Raw genomic sequence first — 15,485 nt, 5'->3', positions numbered from 1 at the left:
CAAAGGACTCCATAAAGTTTATGTACTATAACCTCGGGAACCCGGCAAAAAAAAGGAAAAATAACAGGCAAAAGACTATGGTTTGCCTCCGGATAAAGAAACCTGCCATAAAGTTTATCTGTGAGTATTGTATTTAGGTAAGTCGCAGTATTTTCCAATTGCCTCGTTGGCTCAGCCCGGTAGAGCGAGTGACTTGTAATCACTAGGTCGCGTGTTCAAATCACGCACGGGGCTTATCCTTTTTTAAATTCAAAGCCTACTTTTTCATTGGAATAAGTGATAAAAATACACTCATTTTTTATAGTAGGTTGCTAATTCACGGACATAATTTAAAAAGAATTAATTTTTATCACTTTTTACTGGTGTTTAACAGTGTCCAAGAAAACTCCTAAACAGATGTCCCGTAAAGAACACGATCAAATGAAACGCAATAAAATAGATAATAACAAACCATCGAATAATAACAAATCGTCAAACAATAACAAACCATTGAATAACAAGACATCGAATAACAAACCGTCATGTAATAAGAAATCTGCGCCGCAGAATCAAAATATAATAGAAAAATTCAAGAATCTTCTCAAGGAAAAAACTCAGAGAATTAAGTAAAATAAGATTAAAAATTACTTCTACTAGGATTTCAGATTCATTATGCGCTTTACGGTGCACTTTATCTAGAGAAAAGAAATAGAGTTTTTATAGTCATTTCAAAAATGTTGATTATTCAATACACTTTTATTTACATTATTTTTACTTCTTTTCTCACAATTTTTTAAATCCAACTCATTCTTCATGTAATTTTTATAGTTTATACTAACTTTGAACCTTCTCTCGTTTCAATCGATACTTCATACTGACAAAAATCTTAACAGGTCAGCAGACAGACAATTTATTAAAGATAGATGATTTTATTAAATTGGGGAAATTTACCATGAGCGAGATTAAAATCGGGGATAAAATCCAGGATTTCAGGTTAAAAGATCAAAAACAGAATGAAGTGCACCTCTATGACTTTGCTGGCAAAAAAGTCCTCCTATCATTTCATCCTCTTGCCTGGACGAACGTGTGTGCAGAACAGATGAAATCGCTTGAGGAAAACCACGAAATCTTTTCCAGGCTGAACACAGTGGCTTTTGGAATAAGTGTCGATCCCATACCATCAAAAAGAGCCTGGGCCAAGGAACTGGGAATTACGCACACCAAGCTTCTTTCGGACTTCTGGCCGCATGGAGAGGTTGCCAGAGCATATGGAATATTCAGGGAAAAAGAAGGGGTTTCTCAGAGGGCGAATATAATTATCGATGAGGAGCAAAAAATCATCTTCTTCGAAGAATATCTTACGCATGAACTTCCTGATATATCAAAAATTGAAAAAGTTTTGGAACAGTAAACTATATGGTTCAAGATATAAAGTTCAGATCTATAAAGTAAAAGAATACACCTAAAAGATAAACTCTAACTATAATTATGAACCTTTAAGCAAAATCCAGTACTATAATCGAATTAAAAACACAAAAGAAATCTAAAGAAAATGGTTGGGAAAGGTAATAATCCTTACCAACTAAATAATTTTTCACTAAATACTTTTTCAATTTTCTATAAGCCTGTAATTAAAGCCCATAATTATTTACTTCCATGTAAATCCAATATTACTTAATTCCGTATCAATCCCATCAAAGAGTTCCATCATTGCTATCTTGAGCCTGCGGGCTTCCACCTGCCAGATTCTTTTACTGACCTGCGTGTTTCCTCCGGCTTTGACAGCTGCAATCCATGAGTATTTTCTTGCGATTTTTGCGTTGTTTGAGGGAAAATCGAAAGCTTTCCCTGTTTTATGATTAGTGTACTTTTCATTGATCAGAAATTCATATATTTCCTGAACACTTTCAAGCAGTTTTTTTTCACTTTCGGAACCGGATGCTCCAAACAGCACAAGATTCCATAGGCGAAACTGCACATTATGAAGCTTGATGGAAAGCTTCTTAGAAGCTGAGACTTCCAGCATCTTACTGAATTCAAGATAAATATCCGTGTTTCCGAAACCTGAAGGCAGGATGTTTCCAATCGAGATCATAACGTGAATGCACTCGTGAAAAAGAATTCTGGCTATCAGGAATTCAACCCGCTCCTGCAAATTCCAGAATTTGTTTACAATAGCCTCGTCCCAGAGCTGGTAAGGGTTAACCAGGATCATGGACCTGTAGACAATCCTTTTTTCTTTCTGTGAAACCAGGCGTTTGGGATAAAGAGTCATTCCCAGCATTTTTCCGAAAAACTGAATCCTGACAGCCAGATCCCAGCAGTACTCCCACTCCCCTGAACTTACACACTTTATCCTGTAGTAATTTCCATCAAAGTGAACTTTCTCAAGTAGTCGGTACATATCTTTACTGTGTACCTTGATCAGTGATTTTACCCTAGACTCCCGATAGATCCTAAGATCAAAATAAGGCGCATTCGGGATAGAAGCAGAAGATAAATCATGTGACGTAATATTTAGATCCTGGAATCCATAAGACCATAAACTTGAGTTCTCGTCCAAACCATTGACTTCCTTCTCAACTGGAATGGTCTTCTTTCTCATCAAATCCCCTCGCACAAGATTCCCTGTAATAAGATCCCCTATAGGATATTATTACTGAAGATATATATAAATTGGCTAATAGACAACAGGAACTTGAAATAAAGGTTTACCCTGGTTTGGAAAGGTGAAATTTTTCATTTATTTTCGCTTTTTTCCTTAAGATTTCCGCAAACAGGGCAATTGTTTAACTTTGATAGTGAAATTTCACTGAAATTTCCTGAAAGCCCGTTCCAGAACAGAAGGCGGCCTTCCAAAAGCTTACCCTGCCCTGTCAGGAATTTAATCACCTCATTTGCCTGAATGGAACCGATAATCCCCGGGGTTGCCCCTAAAACCGGAAAAACTTCCTTTTTAGAAATGCGCGGGAAAATACAGTAAAAGCAGGGAGTTTCTCCAGGCATTATTGTTGTTACTTGGCCGTCATATCCTGTAACTGCTCCATGGATTAAAGGAATCCTTCTTTTTACGGCAAGCCTGTTAAGCATATGTCTCGTTTCAAGGTTATCAAGCGCATCAACTATAACGTCACATTCGGGAACTAGGGCTTCGAGATTTGATTCGGTAAGCATTTCGGCTATGGTTTCAACCTCAATATCCGGGTTCATGGAAAGCAGTTTTTCCTTTGCCGATTCTACCTTAAGCCTTCCGATATCTTTTTCGTGATGTAGGAACTGCCTGTTTAGATTGCTAGGATCTACGGAATCAAAATCAGCAAGAATTATTTTTCCGACGCCTGCGATTGCAAGATAGGTGGAAACCGGACTTCCCAGCCCGCCTGCTCCGGCAACTAGCACTTTTGCTTTCTTCAACTTTTCCTGCCCTTCTTCCCCAAATAGAAGGATCTGCCGGCTATATTTTTCACGTTCGAAATCATTCATGTAAGGACTTCCGGAATTTGCTCTATCTCTGGATACTGGCTAATTTCAGGATACCAATTGATCTGGTATTAATTAATTTCAGGGTACTGGTAATTTAAGGACGTTAATTAATTTCAGGAAATTGGTCTCTCAAAATACGATTTCTATTTTTCATCACCAGGAATATTCTCATTCAGGTGGATTTGAATCGTTCTCATTAGTGATCGACTTCTTTATGCATAACTTCTTCGGATGGCAAAAGGCAGAATCGGTAGGAACTTTAGTCAAGGTGGATACCAGACTAATCCATAAAATATGATAAAAACAGGGCTTCAGTATTAAGGCAGAAAGATATATCTCTGAGAAGAAACATAATCCGCAGACATATTGGTACTAGGGACATATTGGTATTAGGGACATATTGGGTAGGGACAAGAATTTTTAGAAAAATTAATTAAGGCAAGGCCCATAAAAATAGGGAGTTCATTTTTAACAATATTCAAGCAGGCTATTGCAATCCATTAATTGTAGCATTTTTTTCATATACTGATGGCTTGGTGCTGAAAAAGAGAAATTTATAAAGGTTTTGGAGCTTATGAGAGTCCTGGATTTAAAAAATACGGTTATCAATATTAAACAGGAATTTTCAGACTACTTTAAAGAACGGGATGCGGAAATCAATGGGTCTCTTCTTGCACTCCTTTCCGGCGAACATATCCTTTTACTGGGTCCTCCAGGAACTGCAAAAACTCTTCTTGCAAACAAGATTTGCGAAACTATTGAGGGAGGAAACTTTTTCCATTATCTTCTGACTCGCTTCTCCACTCCTGAAGAGGTATTTGGACCACTTTCACTTAAGGCGCTTGAGAGGGACGAGTTCAGCAGGCGAGTAGAAGGCTACCTTCCAACTGCCCATATAGCCTTGCTTGACGAAATTTTCAAAGCCAATAGCTCCATCTTAAACAGCTTGTTAACTGTATTGAATGAGAGGAAGTACCACAACGGCAAGGAACTTATTGAGGTACCTCTTTTTACCGTTTTTGGGGCTTCCAACGAGCTTCCCGAAGAAGATGAAAGTCTCGAAGCTCTTTACGACCGTTTTTTGTTCCGGTACAGGGTGGATTATATCCAGCACGAAGAGAACCTTGAAGACCTGATCTTCAAAAACACCGACGATTTCATACCCTCAACAAAACTCAGTATAGAAGATATAAGGGAAATCCAGAAGAGAGCAAGGGATCTCCCGGTTGATCCCGAGGTTAGGGTAATTATAAAAGCACTCAGAAGAGAACTTAAGAACTCAAATATCTTTATCTCGGACAGGCGCTGGAAAAAAACTGTAAGTATACTTAGGGTTGCTTCAGTCGTAAATGGACATACCAGCGTAAACCGGATGACTGCTGTCCTGCTACAGCACATGCTCTGGGAAGTGCCGGAACAGAAGGAAGCAATCAGGAAGCTTATTCTGAATAGTGTTGTTTCAGGGGGTACAGATACTGGAAAACTGAAACTGGATGTTTTTGACCTAAAAAACTCTATTTACAGTTGCTTGCAGCAGGAACTTCCAGATCTTGTAGCTTGTAATAAGTGCTACGAAGAAGATAGAAGAATAACAGGAAACCTGAAAAGCTCAAGATTTTCAGGGGTGAAAGCCCAGAAGAACCTCACATTTGACAATGCCCTTGATCTGCTGAAACACCATACCGAGTTTCCGACTCATACTTACAGTTTTGGGCTCGATTTCAGCAATGTCAATAGCTCTCTGAATTTCGAGTCTCTTGCAGAGCAATTCCGCAGGAAATACGGATTTGAGTTCAAGATCAGCCTTGACTACGGCGACAAGAAGCTCTATGAAAAAGAGTACGAAAATCTGGAAGAGCGACTGAACTATTTCAGAAGGCAAATCCAGGAAGAAGAAAAAGCGCTTGAGAAAACCCTGAGGGAAAATCTATGGGTTTCAGAGCAGGACAGCCAGGAAATCCTGATTAAATATCGCTCCAAAAACACGGATATTTACGAGATTGCAAGCAATCTAAACGAAATAAGGCTCTTGCTGGAAAAACCCAGGGTATTTGATGTGACCGTTGAGAAAGCAGAAGAGGTCGCCTGAATACTAAAAAGCCTTTGAGAAATAAGAGATGAATGGAATTAAATTTTTCTGCGAATTCTAAAAGTTTCTTGAAATCTATGAAATACTCTCAAAGCTTAAAAAATTCCCGGAAAAGAAAGATATGCAGGAAATAAAAAGGCGGAAGGGAGATATCGAAGGCATTCTCGGATCAGGATTATCCTTATCGTTCAGCCATGCTTTCAATCCTTCTGCAATATTAAATCTTGAACTCAGGGAAGTATTGGCTACTCCGCGAACAATGCCAAGGAAAACCAGGGAAGAAATTGCGGAAATTCTTATTTATGAACTTTTTTCAGAAAATGGGTACGAAATAAAAGATGAAAAGCTATTTGTGAGTAAATTCGGAGCTTTTTATCCGATTTTATTAAGTTTGAGGGACTTCAAAGCCTGGACTGAAATAAAAGCTCTTGCCGAAACTAATAACCTGGCAGGTGTTTTTATCCTTAGGACTTTGCTTGAAGAACTCTTTACACTTCTGGATGAGTATGGAAAGATAAAGTCTAAATCTTCAAAAAAGTTTGCAAATAGCTTCGAAAAAAGCCTTAAAGCCCTGAAGAATCTGATCGAGGAAACTCAATCAGTATGGGAAAGAAACAGAGTACATGATATTGAGAAAAATTTCCCATTGCAGGATAATCCAGATAGGTTGCGGGATAATCCGGATATATTCAATCAACAGTCAACTCAAGAAAGCAAACAACAAAGTTCCCTCAAACAGGAAAGTTTCCTACAAGACCCTGAATACGAAAATTCGGAAGATCCAGATCTTCAGGCTGGAAAAGCTGCGGGATCCGAAAGACTTGCTTCAATGACTCTGAACTTCATGTCTTCAGAGAAGGCAGGAGAGACGTTGGATTCTGTTATAGAAGAAAGCATAGCTGTAAAAATTGAAGAGCTTATCCCTGTGCTTGAAGATCACCTTGAAGTGCTTGAAATTCTCTCAATGCTTTTTCCTGGCAGAGCCTGGGATCATTCCTTGAAGGCTCTTCACAGAGAATATTTCGGAAACCTTGAAAAATACGCTTCAATTCTGAAAAAGAGTTCTGATCTTAATGAGATTCTAGAGCAGGTCGGAAGAATTGAACTTGAGTACGGCTCAAAAAAGCTGAGCCTATCGCCATACAGTAAAAATGAGGTTCATTCGGTCACTTTTTCAGGTGATATCCAGGCATTACTTCCAGCAGAAACCGTAAAGTTAAAAAATCCTCTCTTGAAGCGAAAATTCTATGCTGATATGCTTGAAGGAAAACTCCTGACCTACCAGCTAAAAGGAGAGAACTGGAACTCGGATACTGCGGGTAAAAAAAGAAAAGGGCCTGTAGTCGCCCTAGTAGATACTTCTGCGTCGATGCGAGGAAGTCCCGAACTTCTTGCAAAATCCGTGATTCTGGCAGTTACAAGAAGAATGCTGAAAGAAAACAGGGATGTTAAAGTAATTCTTTTCTCATCTAAGTGGCAGACTGTTGAGATTGAGCTTACAAATAAAAAGCGTATGGGAAAGGAATTTCTTGAATTTCTGAAATTTACTTTCGGCGGCGGCACCGACTTCAATACAGCGCTCCGTGCAGGCCTTAAAGCTATGAAAAATGAAAAAGCCTTTGAGGGAGCTGATCTCCTTTTCCTTACCGATGGTTTTTCAGAACTCTCAGAGAGGCCACTTATCCGGGAATGGAATGAGATAAAAGCTGAAAGAAGAGCCAGGATCTTTTCTCTAATTATCGGAAATTATGATGCCGGCGGGCTGCAACAGGTTTCTGACTACACGTATCTTATAGGGAATGCCGAAAATTGGGATGTTGGGGAAAGCCCTGCAAGTTTTGTGAAGGCAATAAGCAAGCCCTACAGGTTTTAAGTTCCCGGACTTTTTTAAGATATTTCCTGTCTTCTTGCTTCAACTCCTGCGCTTGAAAAGTTTTTGCAGACCCTCTGCGAAGTCCTCTAGGTCTTTCCTGCCTGGGGTTTGATGTCTGGAGATACTTGACAGGATAGCAAACGTAGCCTGTTTACTCCGGCTGGCTCCTTTAAGCAGCCCGATTTCTATCATTGCTACTATCAATTCGGAGATAATTTTGCGATCTCTAGGGCTCAGGTTATTCCATTTTTCATTGAGCTTTCTCGAGGAATCCATTATTGATTCTTTTCTTTCGGATGCTATAGATGAGGCTTTTGAGGAAGCAACTTTTGAAACGCTGATTATCTGCTTCCTTCCATAGGAAGCCGTTTCCAGAAAGACTTTGAAGGCATTTCTTGAGATCTTTTTTATTTTTGTTCTTTGATTAATAGGGATTTCCTCTCCAGACTCCTTTTGGAAATTCCTTTCAGAAGCTCTGCTCTCCAGAATTTTACGGACCTCTTCAAAGATTTCGGAAATTTCCTCCTGAGACCTCGTTCTAAGGTATTCTCTGAGACCCTCCAGAAGGTCAGGGTCAACTGACCCGGAATTCAGCTTAGTAGAATCCGGATCGTGGAAAAAAGTTTCATCTATTTCCACGAAATCAGCATCAATTATAGAACTGGATCCAAAAAGATCTTCATGCGATGAAACCTTTCTGAATTTGGATTTCTTTCTGACCCTAAAACCTGCGTCTGAAAATCTGTCGAACACTCTCTCTTTAAGCAAGAAAAATGCACTCCTTAGTGAATAAATGCCTTCGTTCTTAAAATGAAAATCCTCTATTTATTTCGGAACAATTCATAGCCCGGATAACTTTGGCATCAACTCGCTGTTACATACATAAATATATACATATATAAATATAATTAACTGTGTCTCAGTTTATTACCTATCAGGAATTTAACTTTAAGATTTGATATCTTTTTCTGTTCATGGTTTTTGAGTCTTTTTAATTTTTCCCGATTTTGTCCCATGTACGATATTCTCTATAAAATGAATACATGTTCCATTATATTATCGTATAAGATGTAAAATCTTTTGAGAATATACAACAGCGCTGATAATCGTATCAGAGCGCATTTCTCATAAAAATGAAAAGTTTCCTAAAAAAGTAAAAATAGGAAGATATATTTCTTTCCGTTTTTTCGTTAATGAGTTCCCAGATTCATTTAGTTAAAAAATATTTTTTTACTCAGGGATAATTCACTGTGTATCCTGCGGCTGCACCATCGTCAACGGCTGTAACTCCACTTCCCTTATCATGGGGAACCCAGACCTGACAGGATCCTGTTGCCGTATTTCTGGATGCATCCATAACTTTATAATTAATTGTGTACACCCTGCCGTTTCCATCTCCCTGTCTTTCTGCTCTTAAGTCAACTGTTTGAGGACTCTTGATAACGATATCCTCCAGGGTATTCCCATCTCCTTCGCCAGAAGCTTCCTTAGGTTCATCGCTGCTCACTGATGTGATTACTATATCATCCATGTTTACATCAGGGTCGCAGGTATCAGTTACAGAAATTCCGCAGTCGGATATTGAGACAGTTTGATATTTATGGTTTGGTGGCCAGAGCACTACTGGTTTACCTGAAGTTGTTATAGTCGGTGCGGTTGTATCCTTCACTGTTATGTCAACGGTATCAGTACTTGAGAATTCCCCATCAAAGACAGTAAGAGTCACTGTTGTTGTTCCCTGGGGAAGGGTTACTATAGGGTTTATACCTTCGGCTGATCCACCGTTCCATGCCCAAGTATATGTCAATGGTGAAATCTGGCCGTCATCAGTAGAGCCTGATCCATCAAGAGTTAAGTCTGCACCTGCAGGATTAGCCTGCTCAAGGACCTGATCCGGACCAGCATTTGCTACTGGCGCGTTATTAGCTGCCATAACTGTTATATAGTTCACAAATTTTTCAGAACATACGCCCTTAGCGTTCCATACCTGTAATCTGACAGTATATACCCCGGGTTTAGTGTAAGTATGTGTTGGATTCTGTTCTCTTGACAGAGCACCATCACCATCACCGAAATACCACATCCATGCAGTTGGACCGCCTGTGCTTTTATCAATAAATTGTACCGTAAATGGCGCTGTTCCTGTTTTACTAACTGCAGTAAGGTGTGCCATTGGTGTTTCTGTTGCTGGATCTGTACCAGGAACTGTTATATTGTGAGAAGCTGTGCTGTAGTAGGGTCCTCTTGTTATTTTCAAAGTAACGGTGTAATCCCCAGGTTCTAGATATGTATGTCCCGGGTTCTTATTTCTTGATGTGCCTCCGTCACCGAAGTCCCACATGTAAACCGAAGGGCTTCCGGTACTTTTATCAGTAAATAATACAACGAGCGGTGCGTTTCCGGAAGTTGGGTCCGGAATAAAGTCCGCCTGCAGAACCTCAGCACTTGCAGGCATTGCAAAAATTATTAGCACCACGAGTGATGCTAAAATTAGCGATGCTAGGGAGTTTCTTTTGTTCATTTATGTTCACCAGATTTAGTACTATTGAAGATTTTCTTTAATGGTCGATGGTAATATGTTTATGAACATCGATCTTAAAAAATATATTATTTATAACTCATATATAAATGATGAGCCAAATGAGAATACTTTTTATTGCCCAGTGGTTTTTGATTAATTGCAGTCAACTGCTATTGTAAATGATAGTATATTTTGGTGATTACAGAAGATGTTAAAAAGTCTCTAGTCTTTTGGTAACGTCTTAATTTCCGTATCGTGCTAGCAAAAACTGGGGCTAGGCAAAAGTTGGGACTCTGGAAGTAATTAAATTACTTTTTTGAACAAGACACGTAAAAAAGATGGAAATCAAAAAATAATCTTTCAAAAATAATCTTTCTTATCCTTTATTCTCTAAAAATAACTGCAAATTGGTTCGAAGTTTAAGTAATTATTTTATATGTTTCACGCCTTAGTAGATAATGAGCGAGGTGAAAAGTATGCGTATATTGGATATTAAGGCATTAAAAGGAATTGTATACGGACTCCTTGTCATAGCAGTCCTTTCGGTTGCCTGTGCAGGAGCAGGGGATGAAGATACTGCTGCCATACCTGTAAAAGAAGAAGTACAGCCAAAAGTGGTGGCAGATACCGTATCATCTTCGAGTTATGCAGGAGATTATTTCCCCAAATTTGAGAAAATCAAGGTTGACCCGACTTATAAGTACCTGGAGATTAAACCCGGAGATAGTAAAAATTTTACTGTAACCGTTGAGAACAAAGATAACAAGACAATTCAATTGAAGCCGAAGCCTATAATCACTCCTTACACGGAAAATTTCATAAACGAAAGCTGGATCAGCATAAGTCCTTCCGAAAAGGCTCTTAAGCCCGGAGAAAAACAGGAATTTCAGGTAAAGGTGAACATCCCTAAGGATGCCGACCTTGGAAGCTATGCCGTACTCCTTGCTTTAACGGAAAAAGTACCTGAAGGAGATGTAGCCGGTCCTTATCCAAATTTTCCGGGCACGATGCAGCTGAACATACAGGTATGGGTTAAACCATCAATCCAGATTCTTACACCTTATGTAAATGACCTTGTCGAAGCCGGAAAGAATTATACTTATGAAATCAAGTTGAGGAATACAGGCATTAAAGATATCACAATTTCCCCTGAGCTTACTAAAGACATAGTTTACTCTATGGGAATGCCGGAACAGGCCTTCGGAGACGATGCAATACGCGTGGAAGCTCCTGACAAAATAAAAGCCGGACAGACAGCTATTGTAAAACTTACACTTGCAGTTCCATCTACTGCAAAGGGCAGCTATAGCGGTAGTATTGACCTGAATATTGACGACCCTGGGATTCGCGAATACGAAAGAATGATTTCCCTGAACTTCCGTATCCTTCCGGTTCCTGAAAAGCCTTATGAGAATACCTTCGAAGCCGGAACTGATGGCCCCATTACCCTGGAAATTAGAGCTAACCAGTACGGATACGGCCTGTATACCACCGGAGGAAATCGAAATCTTACGCCTTCCTTTAATGTGAGCCTGATAGATCCTTCAGGAAATAAGGTTACCCCTACCTTTGTAGATACGAAATATAGCGGCTCGGTAACCATAGTAGATGATGCGTACCCGCAGCCATTCTATTTTGCTTCATATCCATTCTTTAGAGGTGAAGGCAGTATGGCAGCAACTGGCGGTATAGAAACTAAAAATCAAGGAAGTTACCAGGGAGGAACTACAACTTTTATTAAGACTTATACTGCACCAGGAGCTGTTGGAAAATGGAATCTTTCTATCTTTCCCGAAAATACAGAGAACTTTGATTATACCGTAACAATCGGAGCTGCTGGAAAATAAGCAGCTTCTAACTTTTTTTCTTTATTTCAGGGCTTGTTTTCTTTTTATTCGGGTATTAGGAGAGGATAAAAGTCAGGTTTTTATTTAACTTCTGAATTATGGAAGTTTTAGACTGTTTCATAATTTTTAATTTCTTTCAATCCTTTTTTCTCTTAATCATTTTTATTGTTTTTTCCTTTCTTTTTCACCCAACCCCACAGTGTAAAAATATATTAAAAGACTAGTGTGTCTTAAGCTAGAGTAAAAATCAACAATTTTTATACTGGTTAACATATAATTTACACGAGGAATTATTTTGAGGTTTTGGGGAAAAAGCAGAGGGCAACACCTTCAATTAAAGCAAACTTTTGTATGTAAAAGGGGAGTAGTAAACCCGAAGGAATAAAATAGTCTTAAGATAAGATGGGGCTTTCATACAATAAAGAGATTTGCGCAATAAAGAGACTCACACGATAAAGAGAAAATCTATAATATTATGGTTTTATTTTCATATTTTTGCTGGAGGTAAAAAATCTATGAGAGAAGGTCCGGACCCATTTGGGGTAAGAGACACTATTGAAACAGCTGCTGGAAAAGCTACAATTTACAGATTGGGCAAACTTGAAGAAAAAGGCTTTGAGGGAATTTCCCTGCTTCCTTACTCCATAAGGATCCTGCTGGAATCCCTGCTCAGGCACGCAGATACTGAAAAGCATATAATAACTGCCGAGGATGTAGAGGCTCTTGCCCGCTGGAGCCCTGAAAACGTAAGTGACAGGGATATCCCGTTCATTCCGTCAAGGGTAATTATGCAGGACTTTACAGGAGTTCCGGCTGTAGTAGACCTTGCAGCCCTTCGCTCGGCAATGCAGCGCCTTGGAGGCGATCCTACGAAAATAAACCCTGTTATCCCTGCCGACCTTGTTATTGATCATTCGGTCCAGGTGGATTCCTACGGCACGGCATATTCCCTTGAGGAAAATGAGAAAAAGGAATTTGAACGCAATACAGAGCGTTATTCCGTCCTGCGCTGGGCCCAGAAAGCCTTTGATAATCTCAGAGTGGTGCCTCCTGGAAGGGGAATTATCCATCAGGTGAACCTTGAGTACCTGACCCCACTTGTGCATCTCAAAGAGAAAAATGGGGAGTTATTTGCGTTTCCTGACACTCTTGTAGGGACAGACTCTCACACTACAATGATTAACGGGATTGGAGTACTCGGCTGGGGAGTAGGAGGCATAGAAGCCGAAGCCGTAATGCTAGGGCAACCTTACTATATGCCTGTACCTGAGGTCGTAGGCTTCAAGCTCTACGGAAAACTTGCACAGGGAGTCACTGCCACTGATCTTGTCCTGACAATTACGAAGATGCTTAGAAAAGTGGGAGTTGTCGGCAAATTCGTGGAGTTTTACGGACCAGGTTTAAACTCACTCAGTCTTCCTGATAGGGCAACGATCTCCAATATGGCTCCTGAATATGGAGCAACCCTTGGAATTTTCCCACCAGATGCCGAGACCCTTGCCTACCTGAGAAGAACTGGCAGGAGCGAAGAACAGGTTGACCTTGTGAAAAAGTATCTGGAAGCCCAGGATCTTCTGTACTCCGTTAACAAGCCTGATCCCGTTTTCAGTACTACCCTGGAACTGGATATGAGCACGGTGAAGCCCTGTCTTGCAGGCCCGAAGCGCCCTCAGGACCAGCTTTTCTTGAGTGAGGTGCCTGAAAACTTCCGTGAAACTATGCAGCAGACCTTTATCCGAAAGAAAGATTCAGGGCTTGAACTTTCCCAGGATCCTGCTTATCAGCGCTGGATTAGTGACGGAGGGGCGCCTGTAGAGGAACCTGAAACCTATGTTACAGAAGAGGAAAAAGCAGAATCTCTGGAGAAAGCCTTCAGGGTAACACACGGCTCCGTAGTGATTGCAGCAATTACTTCCTGTACCAATACCTCAAATCCTTCTGTTCTGATAGGGGCCGGGCTGCTTGCGAAGAAGGCTGTAGAAAAGGGCCTGCATGTCAAGCCTTTTGTAAAAACAAGTCTCTCCCCCGGCTCAAGGGTAGCTACGGAATATCTTAGAACTGCAGGCCTCTTGCCCTATCTTGAAGCTCTTGGTTTCCACCAGGTAGGTTACGGCTGTACAACCTGTATAGGTAACAGTGGTCCTTTACCTGAAAAAGTTGCTAAGGAGATTGAGGAAAATGACCTTACTGTTGCAGCCGTACTCAGCGGAAACCGGAACTTCGAAGGTCGGATTAACCCTCTTGTCAGGGAAAATTTCCTTGCTTCTCCACCTCTTGTTGTAGCCTATGCAATCGCAGGTACTGTAAATATCAATCTTGAAACAGATCCACTTGCTTATGACCCCAACGGGCGCCCGGTTTACCTCAAGGATATCTGGCCTGCAGAGGAGGAGATCAGGGATGCTGAAAAGAACAGCATCAAACCTTCAATGTTCGAAAAAGAATATTCCGGTGCGCTTGAAGGCCCCAAACGCTGGAAAGAGCTGGAAGCCCCGACAGGTACCCTATATGATTGGAACCCTATGTCCACATACATTCAGGAACCTCCATATTTCATGGACTTCCCGCCTGCTTCACCATCGCCTGCGGATATAAAGAATGCAAGAGTCCTGGCCCTTTTCGGGGACAGTATTACTACGGACCACATTTCTCCTGCAGGGGATATCCCGTCAGACAGTCCTGCAGGCAGGTACCTGATTTCCTGGGGTGTGAGCCCTGAAGATTTCAATTCTTATGGGTCTCGAAGAGGTAATCACGAGGTAATGATGCGCGGAACTTTCGGGAATATTCGGCTCAGGAACAGGCTTGTGGACAGGGAAGGAGGCTGGACCGTATACCATTCCAGGAAAGAAGACTTCCCCGAGGAAGCCTGTGGAGGAATCCCAATTTATGACGCAGCTATGCTTTATGCGGAAAATAATATTCCTCTGATCGTTATTGCAGGAAGAGAATATGGGACAGGCAGTTCCAGGGACTGGGCAGCCAAAGGTACGTTCCTGCTAGGAGTAAAAGCAGTTATTGCCGAGTCTTTCGAGCGTATCCACAGAAGCAACCTTGTAGGCATGGGAGTTCTTCCATTGCAGTTTAAAGAAGGTGAGAACGCCGATACCCTTGGTCTCACAGGAAAAGAAAGCTATGATATTCTGGGCACTGAATACATGGAACCCCACGGAGAACTTACTGTGAGGGCAAAGGACGAAAATGGTAATGAAGTGCAGTTCCAGGTTACTTTGAGGCTGGATTCGGCTGTAGAAATCGAGTATTACACGAATGGCGGGATTTTGCATAAATTCCTGCGAGATTCAGTGAAGAAAAAATAACAGGTTAGCAGTACCAGAATTAGACAAAGAATCTTTTTGAAAGGGTTTCACAAGCTTTATATAAACTCTCCTGTTTTTTTGAAACCTTTTCTTTTTCTCGGATCGAAAAGAGGGTTATATAGAGTTCTTTTAATTCTCAAAGGCATTTTGAGGGAAACTTTATTCTAAAAGAGCATATTTCTTTTTTAATATAACCTATAGGTTTAAGGCCGTGGCATCTTTAATATTAAAAAAATAATTATAAAGATTCAGAGATATAATTTCAACAAATTTAATATACTTATTCGATAATAATAGGAATGAATTGTCACCCTATTTTTGGGTCCTAATAAGACCCTTCGTGTTAAATCTTCCACGTATAAGCAGAGGATTC

The 15,485-nt window shown here is 40.5% G+C and carries 9 protein-coding genes and 1 tRNA gene; 6 read left to right on the top strand and 4 right to left on the bottom strand.

Annotated features, from left to right (window positions below; all coding sequences use genetic code 11):
• Positions 1-160 precede the first annotated feature (160 nt).
• A tRNA-Thr gene (locus BP549_RS14480) sits at positions 161-234 on the top strand.
• Between the two features lie 697 nt (positions 235-931).
• A complete protein-coding gene (locus BP549_RS14475; protein WP_292381807.1) occupies positions 932-1,390 on the top strand; it encodes a peroxiredoxin in 459 nt (152 codons plus the stop codon).
• Positions 1,391-1,627: 237 nt separating this feature from the next.
• Here the strand turns inward: BP549_RS14475 and BP549_RS14470 are convergent, their stop codons facing one another.
• Complete coding sequence (locus BP549_RS14470; RefSeq protein ID WP_292381805.1) at positions 1,628-2,584, bottom strand: hypothetical protein; 957 nt, start codon at positions 2,582-2,584, stop codon at positions 1,628-1,630.
• Between the two features lie 134 nt (positions 2,585-2,718).
• Entirely contained in the window at positions 2,719-3,462 is a 744-nt protein-coding gene (locus BP549_RS14465) for a HesA/MoeB/ThiF family protein (RefSeq protein ID WP_292373886.1), read from the bottom strand.
• A 574-nt stretch (positions 3,463-4,036) separates the two neighbouring features.
• Here BP549_RS14465 and BP549_RS14460 point away from each other — a divergent pair.
• Together BP549_RS14460 and BP549_RS14455 are read left to right on the top strand one after the other, a co-directional pair.
• A complete protein-coding gene (locus BP549_RS14460; RefSeq protein ID WP_292381847.1) occupies positions 4,037-5,551 on the top strand; it encodes an AAA family ATPase in 1,515 nt (504 codons plus the stop codon).
• A gap of 121 nt (positions 5,552-5,672) precedes the next feature.
• Positions 5,673-7,424: a vWA domain-containing protein gene (locus BP549_RS14455; protein ID WP_292381802.1), complete on the top strand. Its 1,752-nt coding sequence runs from the start codon at positions 5,673-5,675 to the stop codon at positions 7,422-7,424.
• A 39-nt stretch (positions 7,425-7,463) separates the two neighbouring features.
• On the opposite strand, the gene BP549_RS14450 is transcribed toward BP549_RS14455, so the two are convergent.
• Together BP549_RS14450 and BP549_RS14445 are read right to left on the bottom strand one after the other, a co-directional pair.
• Positions 7,464-8,192: a hypothetical protein gene (locus tag BP549_RS14450; RefSeq protein WP_292381798.1), complete on the bottom strand. Its 729-nt coding sequence runs from the start codon at positions 8,190-8,192 to the stop codon at positions 7,464-7,466.
• Between the two features lie 466 nt (positions 8,193-8,658).
• The gene (locus BP549_RS14445) at positions 8,659-9,945 is read right to left on the bottom strand and encodes a PKD domain-containing protein (RefSeq protein ID WP_292381796.1); all 1,287 of its coding nucleotides are present in this window, start codon (positions 9,943-9,945) and stop codon (positions 8,659-8,661) included.
• Positions 9,946-10,421: 476 nt separating this feature from the next.
• On the opposite strand from BP549_RS14445, the gene BP549_RS14440 reads away from it, so the two are divergent.
• A complete protein-coding gene (locus BP549_RS14440; protein WP_292381793.1) occupies positions 10,422-11,792 on the top strand; it encodes a hypothetical protein in 1,371 nt (456 codons plus the stop codon).
• 515 nt (positions 11,793-12,307) lie between these two features.
• Entirely contained in the window at positions 12,308-15,112 is a 2,805-nt protein-coding gene (acnA, locus tag BP549_RS14435; protein ID WP_292381790.1) for an aconitate hydratase AcnA, read from the top strand.
• Positions 15,113-15,485 lie beyond the last annotated feature (373 nt).

This window comes from Methanosarcina sp. UBA289, from assembly GCA_002496565.1.
Classification (GTDB): Archaea; Halobacteriota; Methanosarcinia; order Methanosarcinales; family Methanosarcinaceae; genus Methanosarcina.
Note: the sequence above shows the minus strand (reverse complement) of the source record. Positions and strands in the feature narration are given on the sequence as shown.